The sequence below is a fragment of the Stutzerimonas stutzeri SDM-LAC genome (genome assembly GCF_000235745.1).
Lineage (GTDB): Bacteria > Pseudomonadota > Gammaproteobacteria > Pseudomonadales > Pseudomonadaceae > Stutzerimonas > Stutzerimonas stutzeri_H.
In genome coordinates this window covers 1-15,606 of sequence record NZ_AGSX01000048.1, presented here as the reverse complement: position 1 = coordinate 15,606, position 15,606 = coordinate 1, and the positions used below count along the sequence as shown (strand labels likewise).

16 protein-coding genes, 1 pseudogene and 1 riboswitch are annotated in these 15,606 nt (G+C 62.0%); of the genes and pseudogenes, 5 read left to right on the top strand and 12 right to left on the bottom strand.

The annotated features are described in order from the left end of the window. Positions 1 to 224: 224 nt before the first annotated feature. Together dxs and PSTU_RS0105680 are read left to right on the top strand one after the other, a co-directional pair. Positions 225 to 2,129, top strand: a complete 1,905-nt coding sequence (dxs, locus tag PSTU_RS0105690) for a 1-deoxy-D-xylulose-5-phosphate synthase (protein WP_019340078.1) — start codon at positions 225 to 227, stop codon at positions 2,127 to 2,129. A 211-nt stretch (positions 2,130 to 2,340) separates the two neighbouring features. Beyond that, a riboswitch (cobalamin riboswitch) is annotated at positions 2,341 to 2,556 on the top strand. A 91-nt stretch (positions 2,557 to 2,647) separates the two neighbouring features. Then, positions 2,648 to 4,561 carry a TonB-dependent receptor gene (locus PSTU_RS0105680; protein ID WP_036992705.1) on the top strand — a complete coding sequence of 638 codons (1,914 nt, stop codon included), beginning with the start codon at positions 2,648 to 2,650 and terminating at the stop codon, positions 4,559 to 4,561. Positions 4,562 to 4,675: 114 nt separating this feature from the next. Here the strand turns inward: PSTU_RS0105680 and PSTU_RS0105675 are convergent, their stop codons facing one another. The 10 genes from PSTU_RS0105675 to PSTU_RS0105630 all read right to left on the bottom strand — a co-directional run bounded on the left by PSTU_RS0105675 (position 4,676) and on the right by PSTU_RS0105630 (position 11,736). After that, positions 4,676 to 5,479 carry a cobalamin-binding protein gene (locus tag PSTU_RS0105675; RefSeq protein WP_029404631.1) on the bottom strand — a complete coding sequence of 268 codons (804 nt, stop codon included), beginning with the start codon at positions 5,477 to 5,479 and terminating at the stop codon, positions 4,676 to 4,678. Beyond that, positions 5,479 to 5,898: a hypothetical protein gene (locus tag PSTU_RS0105670; protein ID WP_019340074.1), complete on the bottom strand. Its 420-nt coding sequence runs from the start codon at positions 5,896 to 5,898 to the stop codon at positions 5,479 to 5,481. Before PSTU_RS0105670 ends, PSTU_RS0105675 begins: the two co-directional genes overlap by 1 nt. Further along, positions 5,895 to 6,512 (bottom strand): GTP cyclohydrolase II, encoded by a 618-nt coding sequence (ribA, locus tag PSTU_RS0105665; protein WP_019340073.1) that lies wholly within the window; start codon positions 6,510 to 6,512, stop codon positions 5,895 to 5,897. Before ribA ends, PSTU_RS0105670 begins: the two co-directional genes overlap by 4 nt. 178 nt (positions 6,513 to 6,690) lie before the next feature. Beyond that, positions 6,691 to 7,338, bottom strand: coding sequence for a TIGR02281 family clan AA aspartic protease (locus PSTU_RS0105660; protein WP_019340072.1), 648 nt, complete (start codon positions 7,336 to 7,338; stop codon positions 6,691 to 6,693). A gap of 93 nt (positions 7,339 to 7,431) precedes the next feature. Beyond that, positions 7,432 to 7,932 carry a phosphatidylglycerophosphatase A gene (locus PSTU_RS0105655; RefSeq protein WP_019340071.1) on the bottom strand — a complete coding sequence of 167 codons (501 nt, stop codon included), beginning with the start codon at positions 7,930 to 7,932 and terminating at the stop codon, positions 7,432 to 7,434. A gap of 36 nt (positions 7,933 to 7,968) precedes the next feature. Continuing rightward, positions 7,969 to 8,928: a thiamine-phosphate kinase gene (thiL, locus tag PSTU_RS0105650; protein ID WP_019340070.1), complete on the bottom strand. Its 960-nt coding sequence runs from the start codon at positions 8,926 to 8,928 to the stop codon at positions 7,969 to 7,971. 14 nt (positions 8,929 to 8,942) lie between these two features. Further along, positions 8,943 to 9,428, bottom strand: coding sequence for a transcription antitermination factor NusB (nusB, locus tag PSTU_RS0105645; RefSeq protein ID WP_019340069.1), 486 nt, complete (start codon positions 9,426 to 9,428; stop codon positions 8,943 to 8,945). Next, complete coding sequence (gene ribE, locus PSTU_RS0105640; protein WP_019340068.1) at positions 9,425 to 9,901, bottom strand: 6,7-dimethyl-8-ribityllumazine synthase; 477 nt, start codon at positions 9,899 to 9,901, stop codon at positions 9,425 to 9,427. Before ribE ends, nusB begins: the two co-directional genes overlap by 4 nt. Positions 9,902 to 9,965: 64 nt before the next feature. Next, positions 9,966 to 11,045 (bottom strand): bifunctional 3,4-dihydroxy-2-butanone-4-phosphate synthase/GTP cyclohydrolase II, encoded by a 1,080-nt coding sequence (ribBA, locus tag PSTU_RS0105635; protein ID WP_019340067.1) that lies wholly within the window; start codon positions 11,043 to 11,045, stop codon positions 9,966 to 9,968. Positions 11,046 to 11,067: 22 nt separating this feature from the next. Further along, positions 11,068 to 11,736 carry a riboflavin synthase gene (locus PSTU_RS0105630; RefSeq protein WP_019340066.1) on the bottom strand — a complete coding sequence of 223 codons (669 nt, stop codon included), beginning with the start codon at positions 11,734 to 11,736 and terminating at the stop codon, positions 11,068 to 11,070. Between the two features lie 739 nt (positions 11,737 to 12,475). Here PSTU_RS0105630 and PSTU_RS0105625 point away from each other — a divergent pair. Continuing rightward, entirely contained in the window at positions 12,476 to 13,225 is a 750-nt protein-coding gene (locus PSTU_RS0105625; RefSeq protein ID WP_019340065.1) for a hypothetical protein, read from the top strand. Between the two features lie 48 nt (positions 13,226 to 13,273). On the opposite strand, the gene ribD is transcribed toward PSTU_RS0105625, so the two are convergent. Both ribD and nrdR read right to left on the bottom strand, forming a co-directional pair. Continuing rightward, positions 13,274 to 14,383, bottom strand: a complete 1,110-nt coding sequence (ribD, locus tag PSTU_RS0105620) for a bifunctional diaminohydroxyphosphoribosylaminopyrimidine deaminase/5-amino-6-(5-phosphoribosylamino)uracil reductase RibD (RefSeq protein ID WP_019340064.1) — start codon at positions 14,381 to 14,383, stop codon at positions 13,274 to 13,276. Continuing rightward, positions 14,380 to 14,847, bottom strand: coding sequence for a transcriptional regulator NrdR (gene nrdR / locus PSTU_RS0105615; RefSeq protein ID WP_019340063.1), 468 nt, complete (start codon positions 14,845 to 14,847; stop codon positions 14,380 to 14,382). Before nrdR ends, ribD begins: the two co-directional genes overlap by 4 nt. A 113-nt stretch (positions 14,848 to 14,960) precedes the next feature. Here nrdR and PSTU_RS0105610 point away from each other — a divergent pair, with 113 nt between their 5' ends. After that, a complete protein-coding gene (locus PSTU_RS0105610) occupies positions 14,961 to 15,389 on the top strand; it encodes a YbaY family lipoprotein (RefSeq protein ID WP_029404629.1) in 429 nt (142 codons plus the stop codon). Next, positions 15,386 to 15,606: pseudogene (locus PSTU_RS0105605) on the top strand (protein methyltransferase); the annotation flags it as partial. The gene PSTU_RS0105610 and the pseudogene PSTU_RS0105605, both read left to right, overlap by 4 nt.

Genomic DNA, 15,606 nt, shown 5'->3' with positions numbered 1-15,606 from the left:
CGACCGACGATTCCCTGGCGACAAGCCCTAGGAGTAGTGGCGCAATGGTGGCATGCGCATGTCGCCGCTTATCGGCCAAGCTGGGAAGAACTTAAGACATCAGATGGCAGGGTCATCGTTGACGAACGGTTCGTGCAGACTGTCCGGTATCGTCTGGCCGCTTAAAGCGGGAAGGCTTTTTCGGTTAGACTGCCGCTCTTTTTTCAACTAAAACGATTCGCCCGATGCCCAAGACGTTTCATGAGATTCCTCGGGTCCGCCCTGCGACGCCCGTCCTAGATCGCGCGGCCACGCCCGAGCAGCTGCGCCGGCTGGGTGAAGTGGAACTTGAAGAACTCGCCAACGAGCTGCGGCAGGACCTGCTCTACAGCGTCGGCCGGACCGGCGGGCACTTCGGCGCCGGACTTGGCGTGATCGAGCTGACCATCGCGCTGCACTACGTCTACGACACGCCGAAAGACCGTCTGGTCTGGGATGTTGGTCATCAGGCCTATCCGCACAAGATCCTCACCGGGCGCCGCGAGCGCATGGAAAGCCTGCGCCAGAAGGACGGCCTCGCCGCGTTTCCACGTCGCAGTGAAAGCGACTACGACACCTTCGGCGTCGGCCACTCCAGCACCTCCATCAGCGCCGCACTGGGCATGGCCATCGCCGCCCGCTTGCAGGGCAAGAAGCGCAAGTCCATCGCCGTGATCGGCGACGGCGCGCTCACCGCCGGCATGGCCTTCGAGGCCCTGAATCATGCGCCTGAAGTCGGCGCCGATATGCTCGTCGTGCTCAACGACAACGACATGTCGATCTCGCGCAACGTCGGCGGCCTCTCCAACTACCTGGCCAAAATTCTCTCCAGCCGCACCTATTCGAGCATGCGCGAAGGCAGCAAGAAGGTCCTGTCACGCCTGCCGGGTGCCTGGGAAATCGCCCGCCGCACCGAGGAATATGCAAAGGGCATGCTGGTCCCCGGCACGCTGTTCGAGGAGCTTGGCTGGAACTACATCGGCCCCATTGATGGCCATGATCTTCCGACCTTGATCGCGACCCTGCGCAACATGCGCGATCTGCCCGGCCCACAGTTTCTCCATGTGGTGACCAAGAAAGGCAAAGGGTTTGCGCCGGCGGAAGTCGATCCGATTACCTGGCATGCCATTAGCAAACTTGAGCCCGCGGGCGGCCCGGTCACCCCAAAAAAGCCCAGCGGTCCGAAATACTCGAACGTCTTTGGTCAGTGGTTGTGCGATATGGCCGCCGCCGACCCGCGCCTGACCGGCATCACCCCCGCCATGAAGGAAGGCTCCGACCTGATCGACTTCAGCGAGCGCTATCCGAATCGTTATTTCGACGTGGCCATCGCTGAGCAGCATGCCGTGACGCTGGCGGCCGGCATGGCTTGCGAGGGTGCCAAGCCGGTGGTGGCAATCTATTCGACCTTCCTGCAGCGCGCCTACGATCAGTTGATCCATGACGTCGCGGTGCAGAATCTCGACGTGCTGTTCGCCATCGACCGCGCCGGCCTGGTCGGCGAAGACGGGCCGACCCACGCCGGCAGCTTCGATCTGTCCTATCTGCGCTGCATCCCCGGCATGCTGGTGATGACGCCCAGCGACGAGAACGAGATGCGCCGCATGCTCACCACCGGCTATCACTTCGAAGGCCCGGCGGCGGTGCGTTATCCACGCGGCACCGGGCCGAACGCCGCGATCGAGCCCGGCCTTGAGCCGCTGGAAATCGGCAAAGGCGTCGTGCGGCGCCAGGGCAGTAACGGCAGCGGTCAGCGGGTCGCCTTGCTGGTCTTTGGCGTGCAGTTGGCCGAAGCGCTGCAGGTCGGCGAAGCACTCGACGCCACCGTGGTCGATATGCGCTTCGTCAAACCGCTGGACGAGGCGCTGGTGCGGCAAATGGCCGATAGCCACGAGCTGCTGGTGACCATCGAGGAGAACAGCATCATGGGCGGGGCCGGTAGTGCAGTCGGCGAGTTCCTCGCCGCTGAAAATCTGCAAAAGCCGATCCTTCATCTGGGGCTGCCGGACTACTACGTCGAGCACGCCAAGCCCGGCGAGATGCTCAAGGAATGCGGGCTCGATGCCACCGGTATCGAAGCTGCGATCCGCACCCGGCTGACTCAGCTCTGAAGAGCTGTTGCGCTGGGTACGCCTGTACCCGGCGCCGCCTCGCCGCCTTGCTCGGCGTCACCAAACCCATCACCTCACGACGGCAAACGGGTGCCTGTTCGTATGCCAACGCCCCTTTCCCGCCACACCGGACCAGGGATCCCTCGCGCAAACTTTCTCCTACACCACGCGCCTCGCTTGTCTTTCTTCCGAACAGCCCTTAAGGTTCCCGCGATTTCTTATCCGCCCAGGTGTGCACGACCGCAAGGTCCGCATTAAACGGGAAGCCGGTGCACTCGCAAGAGCAAGTCCGGCGCTGCCCCCGCAACGGTAATCGACCGTGATCCATTGGATCACCACCCGCTCAACCGCCACTGTGCTCTGCATGGGAAGGCGAGCAGCGTGCGTGTCGAAAGCCCGGAGACCGGCCTGGTGGATTCGACTGGTGTTGCGGAGGGCAGCACCGTCAAGCGCGGCTGCCTGTCCTTGCGCTTGTTCCTGCCCTTCTCAAAAGCGCTGAACTTTTGAGGATCATTGAAGTGAAACCATCTCGTATCGCTCTGGCACTGGGATTGCTGCCAGGAGTCGCCGTTGCTCTCGAGCCCTATGAAGCTCCTCCTATGGTCATTACCCGTGCGACTGTACTGGAGAAGCCTGCACCTGCCAGTACACGTGTGATCAATCGAGACGAGATCGAGCGCAGCGCCGCCAGTAGCCTCATCGACGTGCTAAACGGAAAAGCCGGCATTCAAATCAGAGACACCCTCGGCGATGGCAATCGCGCGTCCATCAGCTTGCGCGGCTTTGGCGAAAACGCTGGGAACAACGTGCTGGTTCTGGTCGACGGCAGAAGGCTGAACAACCCTAGCCTAAACGGCCCTGATCTCAACAGCGTGCCACTGGCGAATATCGAGCGGATCGAGATTTTGCGTGGCGCCGGTACGGTGCTGTACGGCGATCAAGCCGTCGGCGGGGTGGTCAACATCATCACACGGCTTCCCGACGGAAACGATGCCTATATCGAAACCAGCACGGGCAGCCATGACCTCGAAGCCTACCGCGCGCACGTATTGCAACAGCTTGGTGGAGGGTTCTCCGCCTACGCCAGTGGAGAAAGTCGAAATACAGACGGTTATCGCGACCATAACAATGCCGGCTACCGCGACCTTTTCGGACGGCTGCGCTATGACCATAGCGATGGCTGGCTGCTGTACGAATACCAGAACGTCGACGATGAGCTTCGTTACCCGGGCCCCCTTACCGTTGCGCAACGCCGCACCGACCGTAGGGCAAGCACATCCGACGAGTGGAACGACAACAAGACCGACGTGCATCGTTTTGCTGCCGAGCAGACGTTGAGCAACCAGTGGACCGGGAACTTCGATTACAGCATCAGGGACAGCGATGGGGTGGGGTCTATATTCGGCAGCCGGTTTGCCGAAGGCACGCGGGTCGAATCCATTAGCCCTCGCGCGACTACACACTGGGGCAGTGACCTGGGCCGCAGCGAGTGGCTGTTCGGTTTCGACTATTTGAAGTCCGATTACCAATCGACATACGCACTGTTCCCTTCCCTGAGTAGCACCGCTGAACAGACCCAGCGAGATTGGTACACACAACTCAGCCAACCGTTGAGCGAACAGTTGACGCTGAGCCTTGGCTATCGCGTCAGCGAGGTGGACGACCGGCATAACGGCCGCAAGCACAGCGATGACGAAGACAGTACCAGCATCGCGCTAAGCTGGCAGATCAACGACCAGACCCAGGCGTTCATAAAGCGTGAAGACGTGTTGCGGTGGGCCAATGTCAACGAAAATGCCCTTGTCGAGCCTGGCGTCGACTTCCTTAAACCTCAGACAGGGGAGTCATGGGAAACAGGCATAGCTTGGCATGACGATAAACAGCACTATCAGGCCAGCATCTACCGTCTCGATCTTGACGACGAGTTGCTCTATGACCCGTCGTCCAATGGCGGCTGGGGTGCGAATGTCAACCTGGACCGGACACGCCGCGAAGGCCTGATGTTAGAAGCCGAGCGGGAGCTGAACCCCCGGCTCCGTGTTGGCGGCCAATATAGTTTCACCGACGCGGAGCTGAGCGCTGGGGCGAACAAAGGTCACGACATCCCGTGGGTATCACGCCACAGCGCTGGCATGCATCTCGATTACCAGATCATGCAAGGGCTGCACGGCTACCTTGAGGCGATCTATACCGGTCCGCGCTACCTTACCAGCGACGAAGGCCACGCGATGCCACGCGAAGGCGGCTATACCTTGTTCAATGCAGCCGTCCGATACGAGTACCGAAACTTCAACACGAAGCTACGAATCAACAACCTGACCGGCAAGCGCTACGACAGCTTTGCTAGCTACAGCAGTTGGCAAGCCGGCAACAAGGCGTTATACCCAGCGCCTGAAGAGGATGTTCAACTGAGCGTGGGCTATCGTTTCTGACCCATGCCGTAGGCCCTAGAAGCGAGTCTGCTTGCGCAGTGACTTGCTTCTATGGTCAACATCATGCGCCTCCGGCGCAAGAACAGCCGGCCTCGCAGCGCCCGTTTCAAGTCATCAGTCGGACTCCGCCTGCCCCATCACCTCACAGAGCTTCCCGATTGCGTCGAGCATCTGGAAGCTCGGGCGCTCCAGCCCCTTGTCCGGCACTTCCAAAAGTTGCCCTTTGCGCACCGCAGCCAGCTGCGGCCAGGCCTTCCATTCGGATAGCTGAGCGCCGCTACCCGCCAGAATCACTTCAGGATTGCGGGACAGCACGGACTCGATGCTGACCTGAGGCGCGGGCAGCTGGAGGTCCGCGAACACATTGCGGCCGCCGCAGACTTCGATTGCATCGCTGATGATTTGTCGGCCACCGAGCGTATACAGCGGGCGGTTCCATATCTGATAGAACACCGCCAACGGTTGCTCACGGTGGTAACGCCGCCGCAACTGAGCCAGCCCCTGCTCGAAGCGTCGCGCCAGCTCCCGCCCCTGCTCACCCCGCCCAACCCGCTCGCCAATCAGTTCGAACTGCTCGGTCAGCTGCGCCAGCGATGCCGGTTGAGCTACCAGCACCGGTATGCCGAATTGCGCCAACTGGTCGCGTTGTGCGTGGCTGATGCTGTCCGGTCGCAGTAATACCAGCGTTGGCTGCAGTGCCAGCAAGGTTTCCATTTCCAGCTGGCCGAGGCGCCCGACGGATGGCACACCGGCCAACGCGCCCGGCCGCTCGCCACCGTCGAGCACGCCCACCAGCAGATCGGCGGCGTCCAGCTCCAGCATGATTTCACTCAGCGAGGGCGCCAGGCTGACGACCCGCTCGGAGGCGGCAAGCAGCGGCGAAAGCAGCAACGCCACGACCAACGTCAGCGTTCGCATCATTGCAGCTGACGTGGAACGCGATAGAGCACCAGCAGCGCCAGGCTGCCACAGACCAGCAGCAGCTGTGCGACAGGCTCAAGCCCGAACGGCGCACCGATAGCCGCTAGCCAGGCCGGTAGGGCTGCGATCCACAATGCGCGCAACCGAACGGCACGCAGCGTCGTCCAGGCCGACGATTCGCCGTCGGTACCCAATTCCTTCTCGACGGCAATCAAGGCGTGTTTATAGGCTGTGAAGCGGGGCAGATTGAGAAACAGTGCGGCCAGGCCGATGATGAACAGGGGCAAGGCGAGCGACTCGCCGAAGCGGCCCGCCAGTTCGGGAAGCTGACGACTGATAAGCACGGGGGCGATGATCAGTAGCAGAAACAGCCAGCCATCACGAGAAAGCTGGCGGCGCGCGGCCGTACGACTCACGACTGCTCGGCTTCGCCCTGATGGATCTCACCGAGCATATGGCCAAGCTTGCCGGCCTTGGTGGCGAGATATTTCTTGTTATACGGATTGTGGGCAATCTGAAGCGGCATGCGCTCGGCGATGCGAATACCGAAGCCCTGCAGCGCCTTGACCTTGCGCGGGTTGTTGGTCATCAGCTTGATCTCGGCGATGCCCAGGTGCTCGAGCATGGGCAGACAGATCGCGTAATCGCGCATATCAGGCGCGAAGCCAAGGCGCTCGTTGGCCTCAACGGTATCGGCACCGCCGTCCTGCAACTCGTAAGCGCGGATCTTGTTCAGCAGACCGATGCCACGGCCCTCCTGGCGGAGATAGAGCAGCGCACCACGCCCCTCTTCCGAAATCGCCCGCAGTGCGGCTTCCAATTGAAAGCCGCAATCGCAGCGCAAACTGAACAGCGCATCACCCGTCAGACATTCAGAATGCAGGCGACCCAACACAGGCTTGCCATCGGCAACATCGCCCAGCGTCAGGACGACATGTTCTTTGCCGGTGTCCTGATCGAGAAACCCATGCATGGTGAACACACCGAACGGCGTCGGCAATTTGGAAGCGGCGACGAACACGACAGACACCGGAGAAACTCCAGAAGGCGGAAAAGCGGATATTGTAACATCAGCACTTGCCGCCGGGTGAGGTGAAGATGCGCTGGCGACTGGACAGCGCTCCGCCTGTGAAATTTATTTGGCTCTGGTTCAACCGCCCAACAGCCGGACATCAGTTTTCAGCTTCCAGCACATCTATCGGCACTTCTCAAATCTTCGACTCCAGCTTCAACACACCTTGATCCTCGCGCCAGCTGACTCGGCCGAGAAAGCTCATTCCGAGCAGGGCGTCGGTAGGCGAGCTGCCTTCCACCACCACGGCTTCGACCCCGAGCACGTCGATCGCACCGACCTTCACGCTGCCGAGATTGACCCGCCAGGCTTTGGCCGTGCCGCTTGCCGTGCCGACGACGATTTGCCGGCCATCGACCCGGTAGTCGATGCCGAGGCGCCGCGCCTGGATCTCATTGATCGCTACCGAGGTGGCTCCGGTATCGACGAGAAACTGCACCGGCTGGCCATTGATCGAGCCGGCTACCCAATAATGGCCGCCCTGCCCCTGAGCGATGCTCAACTGACGACGTTCGGGCTCGGCGAAACCGGCGCTGAGTTCACGGCTCAACCCGTATTGACGCTCGATGCCCTCGACACGCAGCACCGCGCCTTTCGAGTCCGCGCTCAGCACTTCCACGCCGCCGGGCCCCACTTGACCGACCCGCACGAGCTTGCGCTGTCCATCGACATTCAACACGGCAGCACCAGGAAACAGGCCGACGACCTGTACCCGTGGCGCAGCCGTGACGGCGAGCGAGGCGAACGAAAGGCCAGCGGCGAACAGCAAGGCAACGGGGTGCATCAGTGGCGTTCCTCGAATCAGGGCGGGATGCATTCTTTCACGCGATGCGCCGGCATTGCAGCGATCCGACGCACAGCTTCGCCGCAAACAGAATCAGCCCAGCAGCCGCACTGCGAGATGCATTACGCCGCAGGCGGCAAAGCCAGCGAGGATGTCGTCGAGCATGATGCCCAGCCCGCCGTGAACCTGTCGGTCGACCCAACTGATCGGCCAGGGCTTGAGGATATCCAGCAAGCGAAACACGACGAATCCGAGCAGCAACCAGTACCAGCCTGCGGGAACCAGCCAGAAGGTGATCCAGATACCGGCGAACTCATCCCAGACGATCCCTTCATGGTCATGTACCCCAAGATCCTGGGCGACCTTACCGCAGAGCCAGATGCCGAACAGCATGCTGAGGAGGATCAGCGCACCGTAGCCCCACGCCGGCAGCATTTGCCACAACGGCACAAACGCCAGCGCCACAAGCGACCCCCAGGTGCCCGGCGCCTTGGGCAGCGTGCCGGAGCCGAAACCAAAGGCCAGGTTGTGCCACGGATTGCTCCACACCGAATGCGGGATCGGTTCGACGGCAGGCTGCAGGGAATCGGTCAAACGGTGGTCCTCTTGTTCTAGTCGAGCAGCAACGACTCAGCTCGTGAAGTGGTTGTAGCCACGATGACTGACGCTTACGGAATGTCCATCGGCAGCGACTAATCGAACCCCCTCACCCACTGCCACATGGCCGATTACATGGATGGGCCAGCCTTCGGCCTGCATGATGGGTAACGCATCGGCTGGCAAGGTAAATGCCAGAAGATAGTCATCACCTCCTGCCAAGCCGCATTGCAGTGCCTGCTCCGCGCCAGCAAAACGCAGCAGCGAGTCCGACAGCGGCACTCTGGATTGCTCGATTACCAGTGAAACTGAAGAGGCCGTAGCGATATGCGCGCAATCGGCCAAGAGGCCATCGGAGATGTCCAAAGCAGCGGTCGCCTTGCCCCGCAGCGCCTGACCCAGCGCGAGCTGAGGTTGCGGCGACCAGTAGCGTCGAAGCAGCGCTGCCGCTTCGACGCTGTTCGCCTCGCGCTCGCCGAGCACAATCGGCAGAGCCCCGGCCGCATCGCCAAGTGCTCCACCAACACACAGCAGATCGCCTGGTTGCGCGCCGCTGCGCAACAACGCCTGACCTACCGGCACGCGCCCGAATACCGTCAGCGTCACGCTCAGCGGACCGCGCGTGGTGTCGCCGCCGATCAGCCGCATGTCACAGCCCGCCGCCATGGTATCGAGACCACGGGCGAACGCGCTCAACCAGTCGGGATCAGCGGAAGGAATCGTCAGCGCCAGCGTGAAACCAATCGGCGCCGCGCCCATCCCGGCAAGGTCACTGGTCGATACGGCCAGCGCGCGCTGACCAAGTAGATAGGGATCACAGGGGTCAGGGAAGTGCACACCAGCAACAAGCGTGTCGGTAGAGACGGCCAGTTGCTCACCGAGCGGAATGCTCAGCAGCGCGCAATCATCACCAATCCCCAATACGACATCGCCGCCAGCCCTGGCACAAGCGGCGGCGGCGAAGTAGTGGCGGATCAGCTCGAACTCACCCATCAGGTCGTGCTAACTCAGCGCTTGTGAGCGCCAACCTCTGCACTGCGCAGGCTGGGCGCCAGCTTGTCCAGCACACCGTTGACGAACTTGTGCCCGTCAGTGGCGCCGAACACCTTGGCCAGCTCGATGCCTTCGTTTATCACCACCCGGTAGGGCACATCGATGCGGTGCATCAGCTCGTAGGTGGAAAGCCGCAGAACAGCCAGTTCGACGGGATCGAGTTCTTCCAGCGGACGATCAAGGTGCGGCACGATGGCGCCGTCGACTTCGGTCTTGGCGCGTGCCACACCGGTCAGCAGCTCATGGAAGTAGCTGCCGTCGACGCCAGTGAAATCGTTGTCGACGCGAAACTGCGCCTCGATCTCGTTGAGGCTCTGGCCCGCCATATGCCACTGATACAACGCCTGCATCGCCAGGCTGCGCGCCACACGGCGCGTAGCAATCTTGCCCTTGGCCTTTGGCTGCGGAGCGTCCTGGCTGTCGTCGTGATTAAGGCTCACTTAGCCTCCAGCTGCGCCAGCAGACTCACCATTTCAAGCGCGGACAGTGCGGCTTCGGCGCCCTTGTTGCCAGCCTTGGTGCCAGAACGCTCGATGGCTTGCTCGATGGAATCGACGGTCAACACGCCGAAAGCGACCGGCACACCGAACTCCATGGAGACCTGCGACAGGCCCTTGGTGCATTCGCCTGCGACATATTCGAAGTGTGGAGTGCCGCCGCGAATGACCGCACCGAGGGCGATAATCGCGTCGTACTCGCCTTGCTGAGCGACTTTCTGCGCCACCAGCGGAATCTCGAAGGCACCCGGCGCACGGATGATGGTGATGGCGTCTTCAGCGATGCCGTGGCGCACCAGCGCATCGACGGCGCCGCTTACCAGGCTCTCGACAACGAAGCTGTTGAAGCGGCCAACGACCAGGGCGAACTTGCCCTGTGGGGCGATGAAGGTACCTTCGATGGTCTTCAGTGTCATAGGTGGTTTCTCATCTCTTTAAAGAACGAAGGCGCCGCGTTTCGTCGCGGCGCCCTGGCATCACTTATTCGGCGGGCAGGTATTCTACAACTTCCAGATCAAAGCCGGATATCGCGTTGAACTTCATCGGCGAACTCATCAGCCGCATCTTGCGCACGCCAAGGTCCCGAAGAATCTGCGAACCTGCCCCAACCGTGCTGTAGGTCGCCGGCGTTGGAAGTTGCTGACGGTTGAGCTGAGCCAGCAACTGCGGACCGGTCAGCGGATTGCCCAGCAGCAGCACCACGCCACTGCCAGCCTTGGCTACTTCGCTCATCGCGGCGCGCAGGCTCCAGCGTCCCGGCACGGTCACCAGCAGCAGATCGCGCAGCGGCTCCATATTGTGCACGCGCACCAGCGTGGCGTTTTCCGGCGATATCTCGCCGCGGGTCAGCGCCATGTGCACGGTGTCTTCGACGCCGTCGCGGTAGGTGACCAGCTTGAACTGCCCCAACTCGGTTTCCAGCGGCTGCTCGGAGACGCGCTCGACGGTACGCTCATGGATCATTCGGTAATGGATCAAATCGGCGATGGTGCCGATCTTCAGCCCGTGCTGTTCGGCGAACAGCTCAAGCTCCGGGCGACGCGCCATGGTGCCGTCATCGTTCATGATTTCGCAGATCACACCGGAGGGCTCGAATCCGGCCATACGGGCCAGATCACAGGCCGCTTCGGTGTGACCGGCACGTGCCAGCACGCCGCCTGGTTGCGCCATCAGCGGGAAGATATGTCCGGGACTGACGATGTCTTCGGCGATCGCATTTTTCGCGATCGCGGCCTGTACGGTCCGTGCACGATCAGCAGCCGAGATGCCGGTGGTGACGCCTTCGGCGGCTTCGATAGAGACGGTGAACTTAGTGCCGAAACCGGAGCCGTTGCGCGGCGCCATCAGCGGCAGCTGCAGAGTTTCGCAGCGCTCGCGGGTCATCGGCATGCAGATCAGGCCGCGTGCGAAGCGGGCCATGAAGTTGATGTGCTCGGCGGTCACGCATTCGGAGGCGACGATGATGTCGCCCTCGTTCTCGCGGTCCTCGTCATCCATGAGGATGACCATCTTGCCGGCGCGGATGTCTTCGATCAGTTCTTCAGCGGTGTTCAGAGCCATGATGGCCAATCCTTCTATTCGTTTACCGAGCCGGGTTCAGGTAGCCGTGTTCGGCCAGGAAGCTTTCGGTCAGACCGGAGGCATTCGGCTCGGCGGCCTTGTCACCCATCAGCAGACGCTCCAGGTAACGGGCCAGCAGATCCACTTCCAGATTCACCTGCCGCCCGGGGCGGTAGTCGACCATGATGGTCTCAGCCAGGGTATGCGGAACAATGGTGAGCTCGAATTCCGCGCCGTTGACGGAATTGACCGTCAGGCTGGTGCCATCGACCGTGATCGACCCTTTCAACGCGATGTACTTGGCCAGCTCGCGCGGCGCACGGATGCGGAACTGCACAGCGCGGGCATTTTCTTCGCGCGAAACCACCTCACCCACGCCATCGACGTGACCGCTGACCAGGTGGCCACCGAGGCGGCTGGTTGGCGTCAACGCCTTCTCCAGATTCACCCGGCTACCGGTCTTGAGATCAACGAAGGCGGTGCGTGCCAGCGTCTCGCGGCTGACGTCGGCCCAGAAGCCGTTGCCCGGCAGGTCGACGGCGGTCAGGCAGACGCCGTTGACTGCAATGCTGTCGCCAAGCTTGACATCGGCCAGGTCCAGCTTGCCGGTCTCGACCAGCACGCGAACGTCGCCGCCCTTGGGCGTCATCGCACCAATGGTTCCGATGGATTCGATTATTCCTGTGAACATGCGGCCTCCCGTGGAAGGCTGGTGAAACGATGCATATGACGAACTCCTGTTTTGGATAAAACAGGGCGCTGCAGATCGATAGGGAGTGGACGCGCGCACGAAAGGCGCCCGTCGAGGCATCCCGCTCTCTCTCATCCGGACTATACCGTCGGCCCCGGAATCACACCGGGTCTGCTGACCTTGTCGGAGACAAGCGCTCGCGGGCTAAACGCATTGAAAGCTACTGCGCCCATGACAAGCTGCGTTGTGCCCCTCCTCAAAATGCTCATTTACCGCAGTAAATTCCGCTTTTGCGTCGGATCACGCCTTGCCTGCCAAGGGCTCGCTACGCTTTCAACCTTACTGCGCATTACCGCCGGTGGGGAATCGCACCCCGCCCTGAGAACGTGGACCCTTTCAGGCCCGGCGCAGTTTTTACCACAGTTGCGCTGATTCTGCAGCCGGCAAACGACCGTTTGAGTTCCCGCTCCGCCAGCAAAGATTTCCAAAGTCATCGCAACTAGCGTTGCGCTTGTTTGTCCATACGCATCGCAGCGGGTCATGCGCATAGCCACCGACCGCATCGATGCAACGAAAGACGATCAGGAAGGAACGTCACGCCCGCATTCTTCGTACCGATACGCCGAGCCAGGATCCGCTCGCAGTTGCAGATCCTTCGTGCAGACAAGGACACGATCAGGACGAACGCTCCGAACCTTCACATGTGCCACGAGGGATGGGTATGTCAGAGGTTACGGCTATGGAACCGTCGGCTGCGGCACGCGCTGCCGAAATCGACCGTAAGGGCTACACGGTCATTGAGCACTACATTTCACCCGAGCAACTCGAACTGGGCCGCGCTTTCATCCGAGAGCAGGCTGCCAGCCGTGGCGGTGAATACTTCGCCATTCACGGCATCGAAGCGCTGGGCGGTAGCCTCATCGCAGGCCTGGCACTCTCGCCTCCGCTCAAGGAGACGCTGGCGGAACTCTATCGACTCCAGACGGGGCGTGAGCCGGCCGCAACGGAGCAGGTCTTTCCTGTCATTCGCTGCCTGCAGGGGCGCAGTGGACTCAAGCAGTCGCACTTCTACCACTTCGACGCCACGGCCGTTACTGCGCTGCTTCCGTTATATATCCCGACCGAGGGCAAGCACTGCGGCGATCTGATCATCTTCCCCAGCGTGCGCCACGTGCGCTTCAACGCGTTACGCAACGTCATTGAAAAGGCCGTGCTGCATAACACCGCCAGCCAGAGACTGATTGCCTTTGCGGTGCGCCGTGGCTGGCTTGAACCAATCCGCCTGAAGCTGGAGCCGGGCAACCTCTACCTGTTCTCGGGCTACCGAAGCCTGCACGCCAACGATGAGTGCGACCCCGCCATGCTGCGCGCCACAGCGCTGTTCCACTTCGGCAATCCGCACCACGAAAGCCTGCTCGCACGGCTCCTTCTGGGAACCAACAAGCGAAAAGCCAAGCTCGATCACAACGGGTTGAAGCCGGTGAACTAAAGGCTCTGCGGAACGGCGCTGTCGATCAGACAGTTATCGAGCGACTGATCAGGCGCTGGGTACGGCGGTGATTTTCCAATCACTGCCAATTGCCCGGATATCCTTGATCTGCAGCTCGCGTGCCTCGCTCATGCGCCCCAGCGGCAGATCGAGGAGCGGTCGCGCCGAGGAGCCCAGGAACTTGGCGGCGACGAATATCTGATACTCGTCAATCAGGCCCAGCGCGGCAAAGGCACCCGCCAAGCGTGGCCCTGCTTCGAGCAGGACCTCGTTGACATCGCGCTTGGCCAGTTCGTGCAACAGACGAGGCAGATCGACACGTCCAGCCTCGCCGGGGAGCGCCATCAGCTCATGGCCCGCCGACCGATAACGTGCGGCATGATCTTCGCAACTGGTGACCACGAGTGCAGGTCCGGCCTGGAAGAAGGGCGCGTCCAGCGGCACGCGTAGTCGTCCGTCGACCAGCACGCGAAGCGGCGGGCGCTGGGTGGCCAGAGAGATCATTTCATCATCCAGCCGCAGCTCGGCGGCGCGCACCGTCAGGCGCGCCTGATCCATCAGCACCGTATCCGCGCCGGTCAGCACCGCGCTCGACTGCGCCCGCAGTCGCTGCACCTCGGCGCGTGCATCAGGCCCGGTGATCCACTGGCTTTCGCCGCTGGCCATCGCAGTACGCCCATCGAGGCTCATCGCCAACTTCGCACGCAAGTAAGGCAGCCCGGTTTCCATGCGTTTGATGAAGCCGGCGTTCAATGCGCGCGCGTCGCTTTCCAGCACGCCGCTCGCGACCTCGATGCCCGAGCTGCGCAACAGCTCGAGTCCGCGACCGGCCACCTGTGGGTTCGGGTCCTGCATGGCTGCGACTACTCGGCCTACCCCAGCCTTGACCAACGCCTCGGCACAGGGCGGCGTGCGCCCATGGTGGCTGCAGGGTTCGAGCGTGACGTAAGCAGTGGCGCCGCGCGCGCGCTCGCCAGCCTGGCGCAAGGCGTGGACCTCGGCATGCGGTTCTCCGGCGCGCACGTGCCAGCCTTCGCCGACCAGCTCCCCGTCCTTGACGATAACGCAGCCGACCCGCGGATTAGGGTGCGTCGAGTAGAGTCCCTTGCGCGCCAGTTGCAGCGCATGGGCCATCCAGGCGTGATCGTTGGCGCTCATTCGGTTTTGGCGGGTTCGCGTGACAAACGCTCGATTTCCTCGCGGAACTCATTGAGGTCCTGAAAACGGCGGTAGACGGACGCGAAGCGGATATAGGCAACTTCGTCGAGCTTTTGCAACTCGCCCATCACCAGTTCGCCCAATACGCGCGACTTGATTTCACGCTCGCCGGTGGCACGCAGACGGTGCTTGATATGGGCGATAGCTTCTTCGAGACGTTCGACACTGACCGGGCGTTTTTCCAGCGCCCGCTGCATGCCGGCACGCAGCTTTTCCTCGTCGAACGGCTGGCGACTGCCGTCCTGTTTGATCAGCCGTGGCATGACCAGTTCGGCGGTCTCGAAGGTGGTGAAGCGCTCACCGCAGGCGAGGCATTCACGGCGACGGCGCACCTGATCACCTTCGGCCACCAGGCGCGAGTCGATGACTTTGGTGTCATGTGCACCACAGAAGGGACAATGCATGGGCTAGGGCTGCCAGACGTCGGGACAGCCATGGTAGCGCATCCCGACGGCAAGACAAATCGAGCCGATTGTTGCTATACAGCGCGCATCAACGTCATGTTTTGGAGCCGTTCGTGCAGTTACGCCCCTTTGTTTTGCCTGCTTTACTACTGGCTCTGGTTGGATGTTCGAGTGAGCAAACCCAGCGCCCCACCGCGGCCGTCACGTTCGAGGAGCCGCCGCAGGCGACCACCTTGATGCACGAACTGCACGGCAGCCTGATCGGCGTTCCCGCCAACAGCGAAGTCGAGCTGGCGCTGCTGGAGGTCAACCGCCGTGACCAGCCCGACCGCCTGCTGAGCAACGTGAAACTGCAGGGCCGAGGAACCGAACTGCCGTTCATTCTCAAGTTCAACGCCGAGAAATTCCGCAAGGGACAGGATGTGGAACTGCGCGGCCGAGTGACCCGCTCGGGACAACTGATCATGCGTCTGCCTGCGGTGAAGGTCAGCAGTTCGGCCAGTCAGTCCCTTGGCCCGTTGCATCTGGTGCCAGCCCCTTGACTCCGCCCGCTGCGCTGCAACAGGCGCTGACCGAGCTGCTCGGTGATGCCTCGTTGAGCGTTGAGTCCTTGCCCGGCACCGACATCCGGCTCTGGTTGATCGACGCGGCGAACATGGACCGCGCGTTCAGCCCCGAGGAAACCCGGCGGATTCTCGAAGAGCCGCCCTACTGGTGCTTCTGCTGGGCCAGCGGCCTGGTCCTGGCCCGCTGGCTGGC

Coding starts and splice junctions, on each gene's coding strand:
- dxs (WP_019340078.1), top strand. CDS start 225: ATGCCCAAGACGTTTCATGAGATTCCTCGGGTCCGCCCTGCGACGCCC.
- PSTU_RS0105675 (WP_029404631.1), bottom strand. CDS start 5,479: ATGCGAACGCTGACGTTGGTCGTGGCGTTGCTGCTTTCGCCGCTGCTT.
- PSTU_RS0105660 (WP_019340072.1), bottom strand. CDS start 7,338: ATGCACCCCGTTGCCTTGCTGTTCGCCGCTGGCCTTTCGTTCGCCTCG.
- thiL (WP_019340070.1), bottom strand. CDS start 8,928: ATGGGTGAGTTCGAGCTGATCCGCCACTACTTCGCCGCCGCCGCTTGT.
- ribE (WP_019340068.1), bottom strand. CDS start 9,901: ATGACACTGAAGACCATCGAAGGTACCTTCATCGCCCCACAGGGCAAG.
- ribBA (WP_019340067.1), bottom strand. CDS start 11,045: ATGGCTCTGAACACCGCTGAAGAACTGATCGAAGACATCCGCGCCGGC.
- PSTU_RS0105630 (WP_019340066.1), bottom strand. CDS start 11,736: ATGTTCACAGGAATAATCGAATCCATCGGAACCATTGGTGCGATGACG.
- PSTU_RS0105625 (WP_019340065.1), top strand. CDS start 12,476: ATGGAACCGTCGGCTGCGGCACGCGCTGCCGAAATCGACCGTAAGGGC.
- ribD (WP_019340064.1), bottom strand. CDS start 14,383: ATGAGCGCCAACGATCACGCCTGGATGGCCCATGCGCTGCAACTGGCG.
- nrdR (WP_019340063.1), bottom strand. CDS start 14,847: ATGCATTGTCCCTTCTGTGGTGCACATGACACCAAAGTCATCGACTCG.